The sequence below is a fragment of the Maledivibacter halophilus genome, from assembly GCF_900167445.1.
GTDB lineage: Bacteria > Bacillota > Clostridia > Peptostreptococcales > Caminicellaceae > Maledivibacter > Maledivibacter halophilus.
Map to the genome: position 1 here is coordinate 139109 of NZ_FUZT01000003.1, position 24664 is coordinate 163772.

Annotated in this window: 18 protein-coding genes; 3 read left to right on the forward strand and 15 right to left on the reverse strand. The window is 32.0% G+C overall.

All coding sequences use genetic code 11. From position 1 onward, the window contains the following. The first annotated feature begins 239 nt into the window (after nt 1–239). Nucleotides 240–2819 carry a bifunctional acetaldehyde-CoA/alcohol dehydrogenase gene (gene adhE, locus B5X81_RS06660; protein ID WP_079490380.1) on the forward strand — a complete coding sequence of 860 codons (2580 nt, stop codon included), beginning with the start codon at nt 240–242 and terminating at the stop codon, nt 2817–2819. 90 nt (nt 2820–2909) lie between these two features. Here adhE and B5X81_RS06665 read toward each other — a convergent pair whose 3' ends face one another. Then, nucleotides 2910–3251 carry a DUF3870 domain-containing protein gene (locus B5X81_RS06665; protein WP_170917309.1) on the reverse strand — a complete coding sequence of 114 codons (342 nt, stop codon included), beginning with the start codon at nt 3249–3251 and terminating at the stop codon, nt 2910–2912. Between the two features lie 19 nt (nt 3252–3270). Next, complete coding sequence (locus B5X81_RS06670) at nt 3271–3906, reverse strand: redox-sensing transcriptional repressor Rex (RefSeq protein WP_079490383.1); 636 nt, start codon at nt 3904–3906, stop codon at nt 3271–3273. A 721-nt stretch (nt 3907–4627) separates the two neighbouring features. Here B5X81_RS06670 and abc-f point away from each other — a divergent pair. Beyond that, nucleotides 4628–6538: a ribosomal protection-like ABC-F family protein gene (gene abc-f, locus B5X81_RS06675; RefSeq protein ID WP_079490384.1), complete on the forward strand. Its 1911-nt coding sequence runs from the start codon at nt 4628–4630 to the stop codon at nt 6536–6538. A 615-nt stretch (nt 6539–7153) separates the two neighbouring features. Continuing rightward, on the forward strand, nt 7154–7384 hold the full coding sequence (gene acpP / locus B5X81_RS06680; protein ID WP_079490386.1) for an acyl carrier protein: 231 nt from the start codon (nt 7154–7156) through the stop codon (nt 7382–7384). A gap of 471 nt (nt 7385–7855) precedes the next feature. Here acpP and tsaD read toward each other — a convergent pair whose 3' ends face one another. From tsaD to secA, 13 genes are all read right to left on the reverse strand, one after another. Further along, on the reverse strand, nt 7856–8902 hold the full coding sequence (tsaD, locus tag B5X81_RS06685; RefSeq protein WP_079490387.1) for a tRNA (adenosine(37)-N6)-threonylcarbamoyltransferase complex transferase subunit TsaD: 1047 nt from the start codon (nt 8900–8902) through the stop codon (nt 7856–7858). Between the two features lie 194 nt (nt 8903–9096). Further along, nucleotides 9097–9447 (reverse strand): hypothetical protein, encoded by a 351-nt coding sequence (locus B5X81_RS06690; RefSeq protein WP_079490389.1) that lies wholly within the window; start codon nt 9445–9447, stop codon nt 9097–9099. Nucleotides 9448–9552: 105 nt separating this feature from the next. Beyond that, the gene (locus B5X81_RS06695; protein WP_079490390.1) at nt 9553–10770 is read right to left on the reverse strand and encodes an ABC transporter permease; all 1218 of its coding nucleotides are present in this window, start codon (nt 10768–10770) and stop codon (nt 9553–9555) included. A gap of 37 nt (nt 10771–10807) precedes the next feature. Continuing rightward, entirely contained in the window at nt 10808–11494 is a 687-nt protein-coding gene (locus B5X81_RS06700) for an ABC transporter ATP-binding protein (RefSeq protein ID WP_079490392.1), read from the reverse strand. Between the two features lie 14 nt (nt 11495–11508). Then, nucleotides 11509–12756: an efflux RND transporter periplasmic adaptor subunit gene (locus B5X81_RS06705; RefSeq protein ID WP_079490393.1), complete on the reverse strand. Its 1248-nt coding sequence runs from the start codon at nt 12754–12756 to the stop codon at nt 11509–11511. A gap of 303 nt (nt 12757–13059) precedes the next feature. Further along, entirely contained in the window at nt 13060–13503 is a 444-nt protein-coding gene (gene rimI, locus B5X81_RS06710) for a ribosomal protein S18-alanine N-acetyltransferase (RefSeq protein WP_079490395.1), read from the reverse strand. Further along, nucleotides 13496–14224: a tRNA (adenosine(37)-N6)-threonylcarbamoyltransferase complex dimerization subunit type 1 TsaB gene (gene tsaB, locus B5X81_RS06715; protein WP_079490396.1), complete on the reverse strand. Its 729-nt coding sequence runs from the start codon at nt 14222–14224 to the stop codon at nt 13496–13498. Before tsaB ends, rimI begins: the two co-directional genes overlap by 8 nt. Next, nucleotides 14224–14682 carry a tRNA (adenosine(37)-N6)-threonylcarbamoyltransferase complex ATPase subunit type 1 TsaE gene (gene tsaE / locus B5X81_RS06720; protein ID WP_079490398.1) on the reverse strand — a complete coding sequence of 153 codons (459 nt, stop codon included), beginning with the start codon at nt 14680–14682 and terminating at the stop codon, nt 14224–14226. Before tsaE ends, tsaB begins: the two co-directional genes overlap by 1 nt. Before the next feature lie 550 nt (nt 14683–15232). After that, the gene (locus tag B5X81_RS06725; RefSeq protein ID WP_079490399.1) at nt 15233–16399 is read right to left on the reverse strand and encodes an amidohydrolase; all 1167 of its coding nucleotides are present in this window, start codon (nt 16397–16399) and stop codon (nt 15233–15235) included. A gap of 181 nt (nt 16400–16580) precedes the next feature. Then, the gene (locus B5X81_RS06730; RefSeq protein ID WP_079490401.1) at nt 16581–17882 is read right to left on the reverse strand and encodes an MFS transporter; all 1302 of its coding nucleotides are present in this window, start codon (nt 17880–17882) and stop codon (nt 16581–16583) included. Nucleotides 17883–18105: 223 nt separating this feature from the next. Then, nucleotides 18106–20394, reverse strand: coding sequence for a Tex family protein (locus B5X81_RS06735; RefSeq protein ID WP_079490402.1), 2289 nt, complete (start codon nt 20392–20394; stop codon nt 18106–18108). Between the two features lie 278 nt (nt 20395–20672). Next, a protein-coding gene (gene prfB, locus B5X81_RS06740; protein WP_208985004.1) for a peptide chain release factor 2 occupies nt 20673–21777 on the reverse strand; the annotation gives its coding sequence in 2 pieces (ribosomal slippage) (nt 20673–21701 and nt 21703–21777; 1104 coding nt in all). A gap of 56 nt (nt 21778–21833) precedes the next feature. Next, nucleotides 21834–24524 carry a preprotein translocase subunit SecA gene (gene secA / locus B5X81_RS06745; protein WP_079490405.1) on the reverse strand — a complete coding sequence of 897 codons (2691 nt, stop codon included), beginning with the start codon at nt 24522–24524 and terminating at the stop codon, nt 21834–21836. Nucleotides 24525–24664: the final 140 nt, after the last annotated feature.

The window sequence follows — 24664 nt, forward strand, 5'->3', positions numbered from 1 at the left end:
AAGGTCCTATACTAATTATTATTATACACAAAAAAGAAAGTGTTTTCCCTGAAATTTTATTGATATATCAATTGACAAGAAAAAATATTGTGATATTATTAACATGAACTTGGAAATAATATTAAAGAGTTTTATTACAATTCAACTATTGAATTAATATTTTTTTTAAAAACTTAGTTAAAATTTTAACTATATTTGTTTCGCAATTTATTACATACTTAAGGAATGAGGTGTAAAACATGTCAGTAAAAAATGTACAACAGTTAATGGAAAAATTAGAAAGAGTAAGGGAAGCTCAAAGAAAATATTCTACCTATACTCAAGATCAAGTTGATGAGATTTTCAGACAAGCTGCTATGGCTGCAAATAATTCTAGAATCCCGCTGGCTAAAATGGCTTTTGAAGAAACTCAAATGGGAATCGTAGAAGATAAGGTAATTAAGAATCATTTTGCCTCAGAATATATTTATAATAAATATAAAGATGAAAAAACCTGTGGAATTATAGAGAAAGATGATTCCTTTGGTATCATGAAAATTGCAGAGCCAATAGGTACTATAGCTGCAATTATACCAACTACAAATCCAACATCAACTGCAATATTTAAAGCCCTTATAGCGCTTAAAACCAGAAACAGTATAATATTTTCTCCACATCCCAGGGCAAAAAAATCAACAATTGCTGCGGCAAAGCTGGTATTAGATGCTGCTGTTAAAGCCGGAGCTCCAAAGGAAATTATAGGATGGATAGATGAGCCTTCATTGGAGCTCTCTCAATGTGTAATGAAACAGTGTGATATGGTCCTTGCTACTGGAGGCCCAGGTATGGTTAAAGCAGCTTATTCCTCTGGGAAACCTGCTATAGGAGTAGGGGCAGGAAATACTCCCGCCATAATAGATGATACAGCCCATATAAAAATGGCAGTAAACTCAATACTTCTTTCAAAGAGCTTTGATAATGGAGTTATTTGTGCTTCTGAGCAATCTGTAATAGTTTTGGATAAAGTCTATGATGAAGTTAAAAAGGAATTCTCTGAAAGAGGAGCCTATTTATTAAAAAAGGATGAAATAGATAAGGTTAGAAAAATAATATTAGTTAATGGAAGTATAAATGCAAATATAGTTGGACAATCAGCCTATAAAATAGCAAAAATGGCGGGAGTAAATGTTCCTGAGAGCACTAAAGTTCTTATTGGTGAAGTTGAATCAGTAGAACTTAGTGAACCCTTCTCCCACGAAAAATTATCACCGGTTCTGGCTATGTATAGAGCTAAAAGCTTTGATAAAGCTCTGGAAAAAGCTGTAAGACTTGTTGAGCTCGGCGGCTTTGGTCATACTTCAGTATTGTATACAGACACAAATAACTCTCAGGATAAAGTAGCTAAATTCAGTGAAGCCATGAAAACAGGAAGAACAATAATAAATATGCCATCTTCACAAGGCGCCATAGGTGATATATACAATTTTAAACTACCACCTTCATTAACCCTTGGATGTGGTTCCTGGGGCGGAAACTCTTTATCAGAAAATGTTGGAGTTAAGCATCTTATAAACATCAAGAGTGTTGCTGAAAGGAGAGAAAACATGCTTTGGTTTAGAGCCCCTGAAAAAGTATATTTCAAATATGGATGTCTGCCAGTTGCTTTAAAGGAATTAAAGGATTTAGGCAAGAAAAAAGCATTTATAGTATCTGACAAAGTCCTCTATAATTTAGGTTATGTAGATATAATTACAAAGGTATTGGAGAAAATAGGAATTGATCATAAGGTGTTCTTTGATGTAGAACCTGATCCAACACTGGCTGTGGCTAAAAAAGGTGCTGAAGAAATGAAGTCCTTTGAGCCAGATACAATTATCGCACTAGGTGGAGGCTCTCCAATGGATGCTGCAAAAATAATGTGGGTATTATATGAACATCCAGAGGTCAAATTTGAAGATCTTGCAATGAGATTTATGGATATAAGAAAAAGAGTATATAGATTCCCAACTATGGGTGAAAAGGCTATAATGGTGGCAATACCAACCTCATCGGGTACAGGCTCTGAAGTAACTCCCTTTGCAGTTATAACAGATGAAAAAACCGATGTAAAATATCCATTAGCTGATTATGAACTAATGCCAGATATGTCTATAATAGATGCTGAATTAATGATGAATATGCCAAAGGGCTTAACAGCTTCCTCCGGTATAGATGCATTAACCCATGCCATAGAAGCTTATGTATCGGTTTTGGCCTCAGAGTATACTAATGGAATGGCCTTAGAGGCAATTAGATTAATATTCAAATATTTACCACAGGCTTATAATGATGGTCCAAAAAATATAAAAGCTAGGGAAAAAATGGCCCATGCTTCAACCATGGCAGGTATGGCCTTTGCCAATGCATTCTTGGGAGTATGCCACTCAATGGCTCATAAATTGGGATCTATTCATCATATTGCCCATGGTACAGCCAACGGATTGTTGATTAATGAAGTTATACGATTTAATGCTGTGGATAATCCAAGAAAACAAGCAGCTTTTCCACAATACAAATATCCAAATGCTAAATGGAGATATGCTAGAATTGCTGATTACTTGAATTTAGGTGGAAAAACAGAGGATGAAAAGGTAGAACTATTAATTGATGCCATAGAAAAGTTAAAATCTCAGATAAATATACCAAAAACTATAAGTGAAGAAGGTATTTCAAAGAAAAAGTTCTATGCTACTTTAGATGAAATGTCTGAAAAAGCCTTTGATGATCAATGCACAGGTGCTAATCCAAGATATCCATTGATCAGTGAAATTAAACAAATGTACATTAATATATTTGAATAAAATAAAATATTTAATTTATTTCACAAAAAATCAAGAAGTTAGGAAGAGAAGAAATTTTTAATCTCCCATTTTCCTAACTTTTTTGTATTTTTAAGCTCTATTTTCCATTTTCCATGTTTCATATCTTTCGATGGTGGCTTTAACAGCAACACATATAGCTTTTTGAGATAGTCCATGAAATCTATTTTGTATTTTTTCAATTAATTTATCTGTCTTCTCTTCATGTATATTATGTCCTACTATTATTTCCTTTAAAAATCTCTTTGCTTCATCGGTAATTAAAGTACAGCTGGTATCTTCAATAATACCTGTTTTAGTATTTATAACCAGACCTACTCCCACAACTTCAAGGAGTTTTGCCGCTGAAATTGCACTTGGAAGCTTTGCATAAGAAATAAAATAAATAGTATCATCGCTATAAATCTTATCCATATTGCCCTCCATAAAAACCTTATTGATTCACGCTTTTATAAAGATAGGTAAGAGTTAGTAGACTCTCTATTAGATTTACATTTTCCACTATAACATCCTTAGGAACCCTTATATCTATGGGTGCAAAGTTCCAGATAGCTTTAATTCCACTGTCAACTAATTTATCAGCAACTCCTTGAGCACTGCCTTTGTTTGTACAAAGAATAGCAATATCAATATCTTTATCCTTTATAAATTCTTTAACATTATCCATATCTCTTACTTCAATATCTCTTATTTTTATTCCAAAAAGCTTTGGATTAATGTCAAATAATGCTTTTACTTCAAATCCAACCCTCTCAAAATTAGTATAGTTTGCAAGGGCTTGACCTAAATTACCGGCACCAATGATTATCGTCTTATAATCCTTGGTTAACCCTAAAATCTTACCTATTTCGTAATAAAGCTCTTCAACATTATATCCATACCCTTGCTGGCCAAATCCACCAAAATTATTTAAATCTTGCCTTATTTGAGAAGCTGTAAATCCAATTATATCACTAAGCTCTTTAGATGAAATTCTCTTTATGTCTCTGTTTAGTAAGTCCTTTAAATACCTATGATATTTAGGTAGTCTTCTAATAACAGCCATCGATATCTTACATTTTCCGTTCATATAACAAACTCCTATTTAAATATTTTTTTAAAAAAATTATACCATTTGAATCAAACACTGTCAATTAATTATCAAATATTATTTAATAATTATTATCGATAAATAAAAATATGACCTATACTAATTATAACCCTAATTTTAGGATATTAGACATATTGTAAAACTTTCTTAATATAACTTTAATATTCAATATTGTTAAACTGTATAAAAAATTCATATAATGAAACTTTATTTTATACACATTGAAAATATTGATTTTTCTGAATAGTTTTAAAATATACAAATTGTCCCTGAACTATCTTATTGATATTATATATAATATACCATAATTATGAAAATATATATATAGCCTAGAAACTTTTAATTTTAATAAAATCACATAATTTTACTCGTTATGCTATTTTTTTATAGGGAAATTTTTAATATTTTCTTTTAGTTTATGTATAGATGTACGCCTTTAAAAGTTTTATTAGCGTATATCTATGGTATATTAAATTCTAATATTGGTTATCCATAAATAATTGAGGAAATTGCATAATACATGTGAAGAATTCTAAAATGCAAAATGCAGTAGATAGAGTCAGGTGAGTTATCTAAATATTGTATTTTAAAATTAATAATGTTAATTATAAAAGTTTCTTAATTAATAAGTTTATATTAACTTCTACATCTTTATGATAAAATATTTTATATGTATAGAACCTTGTAGGGAGGCTTTAAAATGATTGCAGTTTCGTGTAGTAATATTACTAAATCTTTTGGTATAGATTTAATATTGGAAGACATTTCATTTACAGTAAATATTGGAGATAAAATTGGATTAATAGGCAAAAACGGAACCGGAAAATCTACTCTTTTTAAAATACTTACCGGTCAACTACCTTATGATAAAGGAAATATTTATATATCCAAAAATTTAAATATAGGATATTTAAAACAAAATTTGAATTTTGATAGTGAAAAAAACATATTTGATGAATGCCTGGAAGTTTTCAGTGACATAATCGATATGGAAAAAAAGATTAGAAATCTAGAAAATGAAATGGCCGAATTCACTAATCATGAAAGCCGTGAATTTAAAAGCTTAATGAATCTTTATTCTAAACTTCTTGATGAATTTAATAATAAAAATGGATATGGATATAGAAGTGAAATTAAAGGCGTTCTTAAGGGGCTTGGCTTTGAGGAAGAAGACTTTGAAAAACAAATACTTAAATTAAGTGGAGGGCAAAAATCAAGGCTTAATATTGCTAAACTTCTGCTTCAAAAACCCCATATTTTGCTTCTAGACGAACCAACTAACCATTTAGATATTGATGCAATTAACTGGCTTGAAAGTTTCCTTAAAAACTATTCAGGTACTATTTTAATAATTTCCCACGATAGATATTTCTTAGACCAAATTGTAAACAAAGTTTTCGAAATTGAAAACAGAAAACTCATTCAATTTGAAGGCAGTTATACAAAATATGTTGATTATAAGAAAAACTTATATGACTGGCAAATGAGAAAATATTTGGAACAACAAAAAGAAATAGCTAAACAAGAAGAAATGATAAGAAGATTTAAACAACATGGTACAGAAAAATTAGCTAATCGTGCAAAAAGTAGAGAAAAACGCCTAGAAAAGGTAGATATAATGGACAAGCCAGTAATTAATAACAAAAGAACACGGATTAAATTGGAATCAAAGATTAAAAGTGGTAGAGAAGTTCTAAAAGCCAATGATTTATCCAAATCATATGACGATAATCATCTATTTTCAAATATTAGTTTTGATATATATAGAGGAGAGAGGGTGGCTTTAATTGGTCCTAATGGAATAGGAAAAACTACCTTATTTAAAATTCTCCTGAAAAAAGTAAACTATGATAATGGTGATATTACTGTAGGCCATAATGTCTTTATGGGATATTATGATCAAGAACAGGAAAACTTAAATGATGACAATAATCTTATAGATGAAATATGTAATGAAAATCCTAAAATCTCCATCCCTGAAGCTAGAAATCTTTTAGCTGGATTTCTCTTTATAGGTGATGATGTTTTTAAAGAGGTTAGGACTTTAAGTGGTGGAGAGAAAAGTCGATTATCACTTTTAAAATTAATGCTTTCAAAGTCTAATTTTATATTACTTGATGAACCTACTAACCACTTGGATTTGCCTTCTAAAGAAGTGTTAGAGGATGCATTATTAAGCTATGATGGTACAATTTTTACCATATCCCATGATAGATATTTCCTAAATAAAACAAGCACCAAAATATTAGAAATTTCAAAGGATGGTATTAATGAGTATCTAGGAAATTATGATTATTATATTGAAAAAAAGAATGAGCTTGAAAAAACTTCTATTGAAGAAACTGACAAAACTTTGACAAAAACCAAGATAAAGGAACAGCGAAAGCAAAAGAAAATGGAAGAAATTCAAAGAAAAAAAGAAAAACAACTAATAAAAAATATTGAAGAAGAAATATTTAATTTAGAAGAAAGATCCAGTGAATTAGAACTACTGATGTGTAATGAGGATGTATACGCTAATCCTGATAAAAGTAAAAAAATCCATGAAGAATACGAATTAATAAAGCTTAAATTAAAAAATTTATATGATGAATGGGAAAAAAATATATAAATTTTTTCTAGACAATTATTGAAATTTAAGTATAATAGTAGTAGATTCTTAATATGATAAGATAAAATCAGATTACTCATAGAAAACTTAGAAAACTAAGTATAGATATTCCAGCAAAATAGTTAATTTATATACATCAAAATTCTACAGAAAAACTATGTATTTTTATATGCATAAATTAAGTTTTACTATTGGAAATCTATATAAACGTACGCCCTTAAAAGTTTAATTTGCGGTCGTAGCCACTGAGAATTCTTTTGGCTCATGTAAAAATAAGTTTTAGATTGAATAACCAAAAGGATAAACAGGTTTATAAAAAAGTCTCTTATAAAACTTTTATTTAAATGTAGACTTTTTTGAAACACATAACGGAAATTATATTTATTTGAAGAATTAGTAAGTTTATAATTTCCTATGTGTTATAAAAATCGCGGGGAAGAAAACCTCAGAGGCTCCTTCCTTTATTAAGTTTTATTGACACAGAACTATATAAATAGCCAACTCTAAAATATTATAAATTCTAATGTTGGTTATCCATAATTAATTATTCTATGAATAATCTGACTCAAAGAAAGACAAAATGAACTATATGAATTTAAAAGAGGAGGAATACAAATGGCTTTTAATAAGATTAAGGAAATTATTATCGAGCAATTGGGACTAGAGGAAGATATAGATATAACTATGGATACTTCTTTAATAGGTGATCTGGAAGCTGATTCATTAGATGCTGTTGAGGTTATTATGGCTATAGAAGATGAATTTGATATTGAAATTCCTGATGAGGACGCTGAAGATTTTAAAAACATCGGCGATATAGTAAGATATGTAGAAGAAAAAATTTAGTCTGGATTTATTTCCAGACTTTTTTTATTTTCTCCATTTCCCGGGAAATTTCATTTTCTTCCATAAATATTCCTAATATCATACTTAATTTCGACAACATAATTTGTAGAAAAATAAATTATGTATACCAAAAATTTTAGTCATATTTTCTTTACTTTGTTCATATAAATTTATTAAGAAATACTATGCACATGGGTATCCACAAGTTTTCCACATTATTAACAGAATAATCCACAGTCATTTTAGCAAATATCCGATTTTCATATTTTATCAACATTATCCACAGATTCATCCACAAAACCACTGTTGATTGTGAATAAAAATCATAAAACCTGTTCATGGTTTACATAAATAAGTTTTTGAGGTTTATAGTTCCCCATTTTCTTTTGCTAATTTTTAGCATTTTATCATTTTTTATTGATTCACATACAGCCAAAATGCAATTTTTGTATAATTTTTGTATCATCTACTTTATTTCACATTTGCTACCTTCACATATTTTTCTCCAAGCTTTAAATTTGGTATGGCATTCAAATACATATCAGCAGTATATCCATTAATATAATCATAATATGCAGCACAGCCTATCATCGCAGCATTATCTGTGCATAAAGATAAAGGCGGCACCATCAACTTAAATTGATTTTTATTGGCCCTTCTTCTAAATTCTTCCCTTAGTCCGCTATTGGCAGCCACTCCTCCTGCAATAACAATAGTATCTACTTCATACTTCTGGGCTGCTGTCATAGTCTTATCTACTAAAACATCTATAACAGCCTGTTGAAAACTTGCAGCAACATCTTCTTTCGATATTGGAATTCCTTTCATCTTTGAGTTATTAAGATAATTTAAGACAGAAGATTTTAATCCGCTGAAACTAAAATCTAAGCTACCATTTTCCAGATAAGTTCTAGGAAAATCAATGGCCTCCTTATCCCCTATCTTTGAAAGTTCATCTATTAGAGGTCCCCCTGGATATCCCATCCCTATTGCCCTTGCAACCTTATCAAAGGCTTCTCCAGCCGCATCATCTCTAGTTTTTCCAAGGACTTCATATATACCATAATCCTTCATATATACCAGATGAGTATGTCCCCCCGACACTATTAAACAAATAAATGGAGGCTCTAGATCCTTATATTCAATAAAATTGGCATAGATATGTCCTTCGATATGATTTACTCCTATAATAGGTTTCTTTAATGAATAAGCTAGGGCCTTAGCAGTTGACAGTCCCACAAGTAAAGCTCCAACTAATCCTGGCCCATAGGTTACACCTATAATATCTATATCCTCAAAGTTTAGATTGGCCTTTTCAAGGGCTTCATCAATAACATAGCTAATGTTTTCCACATGCTTCCTTGATGCAACCTCGGGTACTACTCCTCCAAATCTTTTATGTAGGTCTATTTGAGAAGAAACAATATTTGAAAGTACTTCTCTACCATTTTTTAAAACAGCAACTGAAGTCTCATCACAGCTGGACTCAAGCGCTAAAGTAATTAATGTTTTTTTCATTTTTTCTTTCTCCTTTGTTTTTCTACTAGTTTTATCCTATATTTTTATATTATATACCACTACTACTTCTATAACCAAAAAATTTTTATAAACCTGTTTTTTTCCTTAAAAATTATATAAAAAAACAGGTTTATTGCATGAACGAAAAGGAAATATTAAAATTACCTATATAGAAATTAGCACAACGAGTTAAATCACTTTTTCTCTTTCATTTCTTTAATATTTCTTTCTTTAGTTAATCCCAATACCTTATAGTTACCCATTGACAATCCTGCAATTAAAAATGAGTTTAATATAATTAAAAATATAAGTTCCAAAATAGAGCTGTGAAACATTTCCTCATTTTTCATGAACACATTTATATGCTGCATTGAAACAACTAAAAAAGATACTATTAAGTTTAATATTTTAGGTATTCTTTTGTCTGTCCTATTTGTGATAAAAATTTCCTTTATTATCTGAGTAATTAAATTAACCGCCATGACCATTGCCGTTACAGATGATAAATAATCTATATTGAAAAGACCAAGGTATCCGCTATCCATATTCCTCCCTCCTCTTTTTAATATATATGCTCATCTATAGTTTTCTTTACAAAAAACAAAAAACCTATGAGTGCATAAAAAAATCTCATAGGTTTAAACTCTGATTTATTCATATCTCAATGCATCTATTGGATCGAGCTTAGCTGCTTTATTGGCAGGATATATCCCGAAGAAAATTCCAACTCCTGCTGAAAAAATCCATGCTATTAATATTGTTATTGGAGATACTGTTGGTGGAATTTTGATGAAATTTGATATGATATATGATAATCCCACCCCTAAAACTGTACCTATTATTCCTCCAATACCTGATATAATAACTGATTCAACTAAAAATTGAAATAATATATCCCTATGTCTAGCACCAATGGCCTTTCTAATACCAATCTCCCTTGTTCTTTCTGTTACTGATACAAGCATTATATTCATAACACCTATTCCACCAACTAATAATGAAATAGCAGCTATGGCTCCAACAACCATTGTCATTATCCCCGCCATCTTATTTACCATTTCCAGATCGCTTTCTGCATTATAGCTTCTATATTTGTTCTTACCCACATTATCATGACGTCTTTCAAGCATCTTTACCATTCTATCTAAAGTTTCCTCTATATTAAGCCCCTGTTTAAGATTTAATTCAATCTCATACACCCTATCTCCTATTCCAAACATTTTTTCCACAGTTGAAATAGGAAGATAAATAAATTTGGGAGCATCTCCAGACATACCTCCCATAAGTATGGATTTTTTGTTTTTATAAACTCCAATTATTATTGGAGAATAGTTATTTGCATTATTACTTACAATGATTCTTTCTCCAACAACATTGGTTCTTCCAAAAATCTCTAATGCCAATTCATCATCAATAATTACTACATTTCTTTTGGCTTTAATATCTCCTTCAGCTAAATATCTTCCCTGGATAATTTCCTTTTTATCTATACTATTATATTCATGGCCTACTCCATATATATATACATCTCTCTTTTCTCTACCAGCCACAACTTTACCGTTGACACTAAAAGTATTGGACATAGCTGCAATATCATCTCCAAAGGACCTTCTAAGGGCCTTTAGGTCTTCATGATTCATATAATCCCTTGATGTAAGGTCCTCCCTCCAATTATGATATATGGTTGCCCTATTGACACCTAATTTTTCAAATTCCTTATTCATCATAGCCTTACTACCTTGCCCTAGGGCAACTACAGCTATAACCGATGATATCCCTATGATTATGCCAAGCATTGTTAGCAATGATCTCATTTTGTTTACCCATATGGCGTTTAAGGACACCTTCATACTCTCAAGAAAATTCAAACTATCAACTCCTTGCCTCAGATGCTGCCTCTAGCTATTAGCTATTAGTAGCCATTTTTTTATCTTCAATTATTTCTCCATCCTTAAAAGTAACGACTCGCTTTGTCTTTTCCGCTATATCCGGCTCGTGGGTTACCATTACAATTGTAGCTCCCTCATCATTGAGACTTTTAAATATATCCATTATTTCTTCACTGGACTTAGAGTCAAGATTTCCCGTAGGCTCATCGGCTAAAATAACTGCAGGATTATTGACTAAGGCCCTGGCAATAGCCACCCTCTGTTTCTGGCCTCCTGAAAGCTCATTGGGCTTATGATGTATTCTATTTTCAAGTCCAACCCTTTTTAAAGCTTCTATAGCCCTACTATTTCTTTCTTTAGATTTTACATTTGCATAAAGCATAGGTAATTCTACATTTTTAAATGCAGAGGTTCTGGATAGTAAGTTAAAGGATTGAAAAACAAAACCAATTTTCTTATTTCTTATTTGGGCCAGCTCTAATCCATTTAATTCCTGAATTTTAGCACTGTCTAGCTCATATTTTCCATCGGTAGGCTTATCAAGGCATCCCAATATATTCATCATTGTAGATTTTCCCGATCCAGAAGGCCCCATAATAGAGACAAATTCTCCTTCTTCTATATTAAGATTTATCCCCTTTAGGGCTTCAACCTTTATATTTCCGTTACTATAAATCTTCCATAAATTTTCTATCTTAATCATATTTATTTCCTTCCTTACATATTATTGGTTTTTATATCGGTTCCATCTTGGATCATTTCTGTAGGATTTAAAATCACATTGTCTCCTTCTTTAAATCCATCACCAATTATTTCAACCAACATATCTCCTTCAAGACCTGTATCTATAACTGCTTTTTGGGCCTTATTATTTTCTACAATATATATACTTTTTTCACCACTTTTATCTGTATATATTGCTTCATAGGGTACAACTAAAGCATCCTTTTTACTTGCAGTTTTTATTTCTACATTTGCAGAAAAATTTGGCTTGAGTTTTGTATCTTTATCATTGATATCTATCTTAACCTTTACAATCGTTTCAGTTCCCTGTCCATTTTTTTCAATAATGGCATTAGGGGATATGTAAGCTACTGTTCCTTCATATACCTTCTCATCAGCTCCATCACAGGTCACATTAACTGGCTGACCAATTTTTACCTTTCCTATATCGTATTCACTTATATTGGTCTGAACTTCTAGATTTTCTGTATCCTGCACCTTAAACATAAGTGCCTCAGCATTAACAACAGATAGCTCTGATATATTAACTTCTATTACAGTTCCATCTATTGGACTTATTATATCGCTTTTTTCTATATTTGATTTTATTCTGTCTATTTCAATTTCCATAGATTTTATTTGTTTTTCCTGGGTTTTTATTCCCGATAAATTATCGGCATCATCATATTTCTTCTTTGCCAAAACATAATCATTATAGATTCTTTTCATTTCACTTTTAGATTCCTGCAAATCATTTTCACTTATTGCCCCAGCTTTTAAAAGTTCTTTTTTGTCTTCATAGTCTTTTTTAGCATCCTTATATTCTATTTCTGCATTTTTAAAATTAGTTTCTATATTTGATCTTTCATTTCTTTTAAGCTGATTTAACTTATCCTTGGCTATGTCCAACTTTATTTCATTTTGTTTAAGCTCAAATTTAAGATTATCAGAATCTATTTTCCCCAGTATATCTCCTTTTTTCACCTTCATACCTTCCTCTACCGATACTTCCTTTATTTTACCTGAAATATCAGAAGTAACATCCACATAATTTTTAGAAATAACTGTACCACTTGTAAAAATATTTGATTCTATATCCTTTTTAATAATTGCTGTAGTTTTCACAGAAATTCCAGTTTCCTGCTTTGATTTTACAGTATTTACAGCAGCAAGGGAAATAGATGCCGTAACAATTACTAAAACTAAAATAATAAGTACCGTTTTCTTCTTTGGTTTACCCATCTTTATCCTCCTAATCTAATATAAAAAATTATCTTTTACTATGTAAACTCTGTATAGAGATTTAAGTAAAGACTTTAATTTATACATATCAAGACTCCTTAGAAACGCTGGATATTTTGATATGTATAAATTAAGTTTTACTATAGGAAATCTATATTATTGACGATAAATATTTAAAAATCCCTTCACATTTTACAAAAAAATTATGAAGGCCTTAAAAAATCTCATAATATTTCCTCATTAACAATTATATACCAAATTCAATTATAGTTTTATTAAAAATTTCTTAAAAAAAGAAGGCCCTTAGCCTCTCCACATAATTATTGCATCTTCATTATTATCTTTATAATACTTAGGTCTTCTCCCACAGGGCTTAAATCCAAACTTCATGTAAAGTCCCTGGGCAGGTTTGTTACTTTTACGAACCTCTAAAGTCATTCTATATATACCTAATCCTTCAGCATATTCTATCATAGATTTTACTAAGAAACTTCCTAATCCTTTATTTCTAAAATCCTTATCTATTGCTATATTAGTTATATGGGCTTCATCAACTATAAACCACATACCTCCATATCCTACTATCTTCCCATCATATTCTATTACAAGATATGCTGCCAAATGATTATCTTTTATCTCTCTTTGAAAGGATTCTCTAGTCCAAGGAGTTGCAAAGCTATTATTTTCTATATCTAAAACAGCTTCAATATCATCTAAAGTCATTTTTCTGACATCAACATTACTCATTCTTTTCACTACACCTTTTCATCTTTTCTTCATACTGTCTTTCTGCTTCAGATTTTCTCAAATATATTGGTACAATATTGAGATAACTTTGGGTATTTACCTTATCATCATTTATTTTATCAAGGGCAAGCTGTGCAACCGATGAAGCTCTCTGCATATTTACGTATAATGGAGCAAATAGTGCCTTATCTCCCAAGATATTAACTATATCATTTTTATATCGATTTAATCCATCTCCAAGGAATATAACTTTTTCTTCTCTCTCTTTAAGTTTATCCATAAGCTCACCTATACTTAGGGGAGCTTCATCCACTACATTTATAAGCTTATGCTCTACCCATTTATACACTCCAGTATAAACCTGATTTCTTCTTGCATCCATTATTGGACAAATTAATTCTCTACTATATGTAATATTATAGGCAAGTGCTTCAAGACTTGAAACTCCTATTATAGGTATATCTCTGGAATGAGCTAATCCCTTTGCAGTGGCAATACCTATCCTTATTCCTGTAAAGGAACCTGGGCCCCTTGATATCGCAATAAAATCAATATCCTCCATGGATAATTCAATCCCCCTTAGAAGCTCATCTATTATGGGCATAAGCTTCTGGGAATGGGTCATAGGGCTATTTATAGTATATTCACCAATCAGTTTTTCCTCATTCATTACAGCCACAGTAGCAACAAGGGAGGAGGTGTCTATAGCTAATATATTCATTATTCCATCAACTCCTGGATCATATTTTTATAATGTTTTGTTGTTCCCTCAATATAGAACTCTCTGTTATTTATTTCATTTCCCAGCTTTATTTCTATCCACAGATGTTCCTTTGGAATTAACTCCTTTATCTGAGATGCCCACTCTATTATACAAACTCCATTACCATAAAAATACTCTTCATAGCCTAGGTCATACATCTCATCTATATCCATTATTCTATATACATCAAAATGATACACCGGTAATCTACCATAGTACTCATTTATTATTGTAAAGGTGGGACTTGTAACATCTTCTTCAACTTCCAAACCTAAAGCTATGGATTTAGTAAGGGTGGTTTTCCCAGCTCCCAAATCACCTGTTAAACATATTATATCACCTTTTTGCAAAAGGTTGCCTAATTTATATCCTATATTTTTAGTTTCTTCTTCATTTGTGCAAACAATCCTTTTCAAACTTTCACCTCTATTTCAAATAAACAATCTGTTTTTTTACTATATATTAAAGTAACCTATTGTGCTAGTAAATTGAGGAAATTGCATAACTCTAACTTGGCAAAATTGCATATGCGAATATTATCCTTAATTTAATTATTTAGAATGAAATATATTTCGGTGGTGTATCTTTGTAGATTCTAAAACTATATATAGTAGATAGTTTTTGCTGAAGGTAATTATGCAATTTGCTCAATTAAATATTTAATTTAAAATGTAATTTAGGAGATTTTAATATTTCATTTAAGTGATTTTTATAAACTTGTTTTTTCCTTCAGGTTTATATAAAAAACAGGTTTATTACATGAACGAAAAGGAAATATTAAAATCTCTAATATGAGAACTAGCACAAGGAGTTAAAATAATTTTTTTATAATACATATTATCTCCATAATATATTATATTATATAAATAGACAAGAAAGGGTTTTAAAATAGAAAAAGCCATCTTAATACAGACAGCTTTTTTGACCTAAGAGAATGCTTAAAAAATTAATATTAGCAACCCCACTTTAATCACATTTGGTTTTATAAACCACTTTTCCATCAATAATCGTATATAAAACTTCAGCCTTTAAATCAAATGGGTGCTGACTCCAAATTACTATATCTGCGTCTTTACCTTCCTTAAGACTTCCTACCCTCTCATCCAATCCTAAAATTTCTGCCGGATTTATGGTGATAGCCTTTAAAGCTTCCTTTTCATCCATACCGGCTTTAACAGCTAAAGCAGCACATAGAGGTAAATGTTTAAGTGGAATCACCGGATGGTCTGTCATGATAGCCACCTTAACTCCTGCTTTACTTAAAACGCCTGGTGTATCAAATGTAAGGTTCTTCAGCTCAAATTTACTCCTTTCACCAAAGCTTGGACCTACTATTGCTCCCAATCCTTCAGCTTTTATATGTTCAGCTATTAAATGTCCCTCTGTGCAATGCTCTAATGTCAATTCAACTCCAAATTCCTTAGCTATCCTTATGGAGGTTAGAATATCATCGGCTCTGTGAGCATGGGCCTTTAATGGTATCTCTCCATTAATAACCTTAAGCATTGCTTCCATTTTCATATCAAAGGCCGGTTTCTTGGAGCTATCTTCTCCAGCTTCCTCTAGTCTACTTTTATATTCATTGGCCTTCATAAGCGTTTCCCTTAAAATTGCAGCAGTGGCCATTCTAGTCATAGGTGATTTCTTTTGCTCATTGTATACTCTTTTTGGATTTTCACCAAAGGCACATTTCATAGCTAAAGGCTCTTTAACTATCATATCATCTATTCTATTGCCATAGGTTTTTATAGCCGCAAATTGCCCTCCTATAACATTGCCACTGCCGGGGCCAGTAGCAACACAAGTTACACCGCCTTCCCTTGTCTCTTCAAAGGTTCTATCCATTGGATTTATACCATCAATTGCTCTAAGATGTGGTGTTACAGGATCTGTCATTTCATTTCCATCTGCTCCCTCAAAGCCTATAGCATCCTCCCACATACCTAAATGACAATGGGCATCTATAAAACCAGGCATTATTATTTTCCCCTCTGCATCAATCACCTCAACATCAAGGGGTGCAACAACATTTTCTCCCATTTCACAAATTTTACCATCATCAATCAGTATACTTCCGCTTTCATAAATCTTTCCTTCCATAGTAAAAATTTTTCCGTTTTTGATTAGCAGCATTAATTTACCTCCTCTAGTTATACTTTATAGTCTATTCAAGGTTGAATATAGTATTCAACAACTAAATTGAATTCTCCTTCTATTATATAATTTTTTTTATACATTTAAAGAAAAAAATGTTTAAGAACCTTTTATCTAAGGATTTCTTAAACATCAGTTTGTTTTTCTATATAGATACTTCTTAACCCTTATAAATATTTTTACAGTTAGTTTCTTTAATAAAAAATATAAATATAAATCCTATAACAACCGATATAAATGAATACATAAATGCCTTATGATATAGTTCTATTGGTGGAATGCTATCTGAAAATCTGTCTAATACCTTTCCTAATAAGGGTGGGAGCAAAGCTGCACCAAAAAATCCGCCTATATTCACTACTGAGGTTGATATACCAGGGATTTCAGGTGGATTAACTTCCTTTGCATAGGCCCATCCCAGTACAAATACCGAACATGTAAAACCCAGAATAAACAATAAGGGCATCAATATTTCAATTGGAGGCTTTCCACCATTTAAAAATACTAGAGCAGTCCAGCATATTACATATATAACCCCAAACACCATCATTGGAAGCTTTCTTTTTTTAATAGCATCAGAAAGCCTGCCAATTACTATGCTTCCCACTGCCAGCCCCAATACTGCTGACATGGTATAACTGGCAGCTTTAACCTTTGGAATATTATATACCTCAACTAAATAGGCTTCTCCCCATGACCCCGATAAGGTTACAAAAGCTCCAAAGAATCCCGCAAATACTACAAATCCCGGCCAGGTTTTTGGATTTGAAATAACCTTCCTTAATCCCTTTAAGAGATCGGGCTTTTTACCTGAAGATTTTTTTACCTCTTTACCTTCTATTTCAGTTATTGAAGGAAGTCCCATTTCTTCCGGAGTATTTCTAATAAATAGATAACACAAGATTGCAATCACTATTGATAAAGCCCCTATAACTGCAAAGGATATTCTCCATGTTAAATATCCAACCATTATAACCAATGGAGCCTTTGCAAACACTCCACCTAAATTACCAACAAAGGATGTAATGCCCGACATAGTTCCAAATTCACTTTCCTTGAACCATTCAGATTGAACTTTTAATATGGATATGAATACAACCGATACTCCCAACCCCACTAATAATCTGCCACAGAATGCCCAAAATACTGTTGGGGCATATCCGAAAACCATTGATCCAATACCTGCCACCAAGGTTCCAACTGTTACTGTTTTACGAGCACCCAAAGAGTCTGCCAGCATTCCCGAGGGTATCTGCATAAGCATATAAGCATAAAAATAAGTTGAACCAAGATTTCCAAAGGTAGTTCCTGTAATATCAAATGCATTTATCAGTTCGTCCTTAACAACACCAACAGCCAATCTGTGGAAGAAAACAATAATATAGGCTAGAGCAAGTACTCCCCATACAACATAACGATAGGTCATAAGCTTTTTAATCTTATTCTTGTCTAATTGGGACATGTGAATTCTCCTTCCTGTATGTTTATAAATATATAAATGGTAAAATTATATATATATATTTCTAATTTTATAATATCAAAAGCTTTTTTTATACACTTTTTTAATAAAACTCAAATTTTTTTAATATAATTTTAGAAATACTCCATCCTATATTATTAACATCGCTTTTAAAGGTAATTCTTTAGTCCCAAAGTTTCAATTATAAATTTTAACCTATATTCCGTTATACTTCCTTCATACTCAGAGATATCTTTCCTCTTTCTATATCTAATTCAATGATTTTAACCTTTACTTCATCACCAACAGAAACTACATTCATGGGATTCTTTACAAATTTATTACTTAGCTGAGAAATGTGTACCAGACCATCCTGTTTAACTCCAATATCTACAAATGCTCCAAAATCAACTACATTTCTAACGGTGCCGGTCATAATCATATCAAGTTTAAGATCTTCCATCTTTAATACATCGCTTCTAAAAATAGGTTTTGGCATTTCTTCCCTTGGGTCCCTACCTGGTTTTTTTATCTCTTTAATTATATCCTTAAGGGTTGGAAGTCCAACTTCTAATTCCTCTGCTAATTTTTTGATTTTTTCTTCAAGGGTCTTTGACTTATCTTTTTGTGGACTTTTATTTTCAAACTTAAAATTAGCCAGTGCCTTTAAAGACTTTACACTTCTTACATTTTTCTTACTCTCATTAAAAGTTCTATCATCCCCTGCTTTATATTCCAGTATTTTATCTTCTATATTCCTAAGCTTCCCTTCTTTAATATCAGCTTTTGTATAACCCAATTTTTCTATAAATTTCAAAGTAATATCATAGGATTCAGGATGGACAGCTGTATTATCAAGCCCATTATTACCATCGGAAATTCTAAGGAAACCGGCACATTGCTCATAGGCTTTATCCCCTAATCTTTTAACCTTTTTTAACTGGTTTCTATTTTTGAATTTTCCATTTTCTTCTCTAAACATAACTATATTTTTTGCTATCGAAGAAGAAATTCCCGACACATATTTTAGTAATGAAGGGGAAGCAGTGTTTAAATCAACACCTACACTATTTACACAATCTTCAACAACATTTTTTAGAGTTTCTCCTAATTTCTTCTGGTTCAAATCATGTTGATATTGTCCTACACCTATGCTCTTAGGATCAATCTTCACAAGCTCTGCAAGGGGATCCTGGAGTCTGCGCCCTATGGAAATGGCTCCTCTAATAGATACATTTACATCTGGATACTCCTCTGTAGCCAATTTAGAGGCAGAGTATACCGATGCTCCAGCTTCACTAACTATTGTATAATATACTTTTTTATCTATTTCATTTAGCATCTGTGCCACTATCAATTCCGTTTCCCTTGAAGCAGTACCATTTCCAATGGGAATAATATCAATATTATATTTATCTATAAGGTCTTTCATAGTTCTTTTAGATTCTTCCACCTGATTTTGAGGAGCATTTGGATATATAGTAGTATAATCCAGAAGCTTACCGGTTTCATCTAATACAGCAATTTTACATCCCGTTCTATAGCTTGGATCAATAGCCATTACCCTTACATCCTTAACTGGAGGTATCAATAACAGTGGTTTTGTATTTTTCCCAAATACCTTGATAGCTTCCTCCTCGGCCCTTTCTGTAAGGGTGTTTCGTATTTCTCTCTCAATGGATGGAGAAATTAATCTTTTGTAAGAATCTTCTATTGCCTCATTTAATATTTCAGTAGTAATTACCTTAGGATTTTCAATAATTGTTTTTTTCAAATAGCTTAATATCTCTTCATCGGGACTTACCAGTTTAACCTTCAATTTCTTTTCCTTTTCTCCCCGATTTATAGCCAATATCCTATGATTAGCAATACTCTTTACTGCTTCATTAAAATCATAATACATTTCATAGACTGTTTTTTCATCACTATCTACTGCCTTGGTGCTAATTGTGGCGTTACTAAAATTCAAGTTTCTTATTTTCTTCCTATGTTCAGCATTGTCCGATACAATCTCAGCAATTATATCCTTTGCACCATTTAAAGCATCTTCAACTGTATTTACTTCCAATTCCTCATTGATAAAAGGTTTTGCCAATTCCTCTATTGTGCCTTCCAATATTTCCTGATTCATTATTAATTCAGCCAGTGGTTCAAGCCCCTTTTCCTTGGCCTTTGTAGCCCTTGTCCTTCTTTTCTGCTTATAGGGCCTATATAAATCTTCTACCCTTTGAAGAACTTCTGCCTTAAGTATTTCTTTTTTAAGCTCTTCAGTTAATTTTCCCTGTTCATCGATTAATCGAATCACTTCTTCTTTTCTTTCTTCTAAGCTTCTAAGATATGTAAGTCTTTCATCCAAGTCCCTTAGAACCTCATCACTTAATCCACCTGTCATTTCCTTTCTATACCTTGCTATAAAGGGTATAGTATTTCCATCATCTATAAGCTTTATTGTATTGATAATTTGAGATTTCTTTAACTTCAATTCATCAGCAAGCTTATTCACTATTAAATCCATTGTATCCGCTCCTTTCTTTCTGGTCTATTATACCATAATGAGATGTTTTAATACTAAAAAAATAAACAGAGGTCAGCCCCCTGTTTGCTTGTATATATATTATTAAAAGCTAAATAAACGGAAGTAGACTCTGAGGTTTCCTTGCAGGCGATTTTTATGAACCTGTTTATCCTTTTATCTCTTAAATTTAAAAACAGGTTTATTACATGAGCCAAAAGGATTCTCAGTGGCTACTGGAGTATGTTATATTTAATAATGACATATATTTATATTTATATTTATATATTCCTTTGCTTTAAATATTCATCAATAAAGATATCTATTTCGCCATCCATTACCGCTCCAACATTTCCAATCTCAGCATTAGTTCTATGATCCTTAACTAAATTATATGGATGAAAAACATAGGAACGTATCTGACTACCCCAAGCAATCTGACTGTAGTCACCCTTAAGGTCCTCTATTTTTTCCTTCTGTTCCATTTCCTTTAAATCTATTAGCTTTGCTGTAAGCATTTTCATAGCAGTATTTCTATTACTCAGTTGAGATCTTTCATTTTGACATTGTACTACTATTCCAGTAGGTAAATGAGTTATTCGAACTGCAGACTCTGTTTTGTTTACATGCTGTCCGCCTGCCCCCGATGCCCTGTAGGTATCGATCTTCAAATCAGCAGGATTTATGTCTATATTCACATTATCATCCAAATCCGGCATTACATCCACAGAGGCAAAGGATGTATGTCTCTTACCTGAGGGATCAAAGGGAGAAATTCTTACTATTCTATGAACTCCCTTTTCTGCCTTTAAGTATCCATAGGCATTTTCTCCTTCTATAAGCAAAGTAACACTTTTAATACCAGCCTCTGTATCAGGTAATATATCAAGGGTCTTTACACCATATCCTCTTTTTTCACTCCACCTTGTGTACATTCTTAAAAGCATTTCAGCCCAGTCCTGGGCATCCAAGCCACCAGCCCCTGAATGTACTGAAAGAATTGCACTATTCTTATCAAATTCCCCACTAAGGAGAGTTTCTATCTTTAATTTATCTATATTTTCAGTGAGTTTTTCTATACCACCAGTTATTTCCTTTTTAACAGATACATCCCTTTCTTCAATGGCCATTTCTGCTAATAGCTTTAATTCTTCCCATTTAGAATATATCCTTTGAAAATTTGAAACCTTTTCTTTAAGCCTTTTAGAGGTCTGTAGAATACTTTGGGCCTTTTCCTGATCATCCCAGAACTCTGGCTCCATCATCTTTTCCTCAAGCTCTGAAGTCTTCTCCTTTATACCATCTATGTCAAAGAGAAACCCTCAATTCTTCTAAACCCTCCTCAAGCTTGGTAAGCTCCAATAGGCTTTGTTCTAATAAAATCACTCCATCACATCCTTTTAATTAGATATGTTATATATAATATTTTAAAATATTAAAATCTAATCATTTTTCCCACAGCATTTTTTATACTTTTTACCACTTCCACATGGACAAGGTTCATTTCTGCCTACTTTTCTTTCTTTCCTAACTACAGTTTTTGGTTTTCTATTGGCTATGCCATCTCCACCAGTAGCATCCATTATTCTAGCTACCTTTTCACGTTTAGTTTCAGTTTCTAATGTAACATTAAATATATGTTTTACGGTATCAACTTGAATACTGTTTGTCATTTCATTAAACATGTCAAAGCCTTCCATTTGGTATGCTCTAACAGGATTTTCGTTTCCTATTGCCCTAAGGCCAATTCCCTGCTTAAGCTGATCCATTGCATCTATATGATCAATCCATTTTGTATCAACTATCTTAAGCAATATTACTCTTTCTACTTCCCTCATTCTTTCTTCGGTAATTTCTTTTTCCTTCTTATCATATAAATCTTTTGCTATATCTAATATCTTATTTTTTAAGCCTTCTTTAGTAAGCTCCTCAATGTTTTCAAATTTAAGGCTTTCGCTTGGAAGGAATATTGTATGAAGATAGTCTTCAAGTCCTTTTAAATCCCATTCTTCCGGATAATTCCCATGGGCAGTATAGGCTTCAATAGATTCATCCACAATTTGCTCAATCATTCCCCAAATATGTTCTTTAAGATTTTCCCCTTCAAGTACTCTTTTTCTCTCTTTATAGATTATATCTCTTTGTTTATTCATTACATCATCATATTGTAATACATGCTTCCTAATACTGAAGTTTCTGCCTTCAACCCTCTTTTGAGCAGTTTCAATGGATTTTGAAAGAATTTTTGCTTCTATAGGTTCATCTTCTTCCATTCCTAGTTTATCAACCATTCCCTGTATTCTTTCACTACCAAATAGTCTCATAAGATCATCTTCAAGGGATATGAAAAATTGAGATGATCCCGGGTCTCCTTGACGTCCTGAACGACCTCTAAGCTGATTGTCTATCCTTCTTGATTCATGCCTTTCTGTACCTAGTATATGAAGTCCTCCAGCTTTCTTTACCTTTTCGGCTTCCTCATCTACTGCCTTCTTCATTTCCTTATATATATCACTATAAATCTTTCTTGCCTTTATAACCTCTTCATCTTTGGTCTCACTAAGACTATTCACCATAGAAATTATATTTTCATCAAAGCCCTTTTTCTTAAGTTCATCCTTTGCAGTATACTCTGGATTACCTCCTAGTACTATATCAGTACCTCTACCAGCCATATTTGTGGCTATGGTAACTGCTCCAAATCTACCTGCCTGGGCAACTATCTCCGCTTCTCTTTCATGATTCTTAGCATTTAAAACCTCATGCTTTATGCCTTTCTTTTTTAAAAGCTTACTTAAAAATTCAGAGGTTTCTATTGAAATAGTACCCACAAGAATAGGCTGTCCATTCTTATGTCTTTCTTCTATTTCTCTAATTACCGACTTAAACTTTCCTGTCAGTGATTTATATACAGAATCAGGTAAATCCTTTCTTATAACCGGTTTATTAGTAGGTATTACAACAACATCCATTCCATAGATATGCTTAAACTCATCTTCTTCAGTTTTTGCTGTACCAGTCATACCTGAAATCTTATTGTACATTCTAAAATAATTTTGAAGAGTTATTGTAGCAAGGGTTTGGGATTCTCTTCTTACTTCAAGTCCTTCCTTAGCTTCTATGGCTTGATGAAGACCATCGGAATATCTTCTACCAAACATAAGTCTACCTGTAAATTCATCAACAATAACTATTTCTCCATCTTTAACAACATAGTTTATATCTTTTTTCATAAGGGTATGGGCTTTAAGGGCCTGGTTGATATGGTGAGAAATCTGCATATTTTTGGGATCAGCAAGATTTTCAAGGCCAAAGAATTTTTCCGCCTTTGGAATACCTCCTTCATCGGTCAAAACTGCTGTATGAGCCTTTTCATCTATGGTATAATCTATTTCATTTTTTAAGGTCTTTATAAATGTGTTGGCTGTAAAATAAAGGTTGGTTGATTTATTCCCTGCTCCTGAAATAATAAGAGGGGTTCTTGCCTCATCTATTAATATACTGTCAACCTCATCAATTATAGCGTAATTCAGCTCTTTTTGTACCCTTTCTTCCTTGTAAATAACCATATTATCCCTTAGATAGTCAAAACCAAATTCATTATTTGTACCGTAGGTAATATCAGCATTATAGGCCCTTCTTCTTTCTTCCGTTGAAAGACCGTGAACTATACATTCAACTGACAAACCTAAAAATTCATAAATTTTTCCCATCCATTCCTTATCACGGCTTGCAAGATAGTCATTTACTGTTATTACATGAACACCCTTTCCAGTAAGGGCATTTAAATACACCGGAAGTGTAGCCGCTAAGGTTTTACCTTCACCGGTTTTCATTTCAGAAATACGACCCTGATGCAGGACTATTCCACCAAGAAGCTGTACTCTATAATGCTTCAGACCAAGTGTTCTAACAGAAGCTTCCCGTACAACTGCAAATGCCTCTGGCAAGATGTCGTCTAAATCTGCTCCATTTTTTAACTTTTCCTTAAAATAATTTGTCTTTTCCCTAAGTTCTTCATTTGATAAAGATTTAATATCGGGTTCAAAAGCTTCAATTTTATCTACAGTCTTCATAAGACGTTTAACTTCTTTATCATTGAAGCTTCCAAATATCTTTTCCAGTAAATTCATTTTAATTCATCCCTTCAATTTATACTATTAGCAAAAGGTCTACTTACAAGTTTTGAAATGTAATTTATACCTTTACAAATTTAATTTTCTAGTTTATTTAAAAGTATAGTCAATATTTATATATACAATTCTCTAAATAT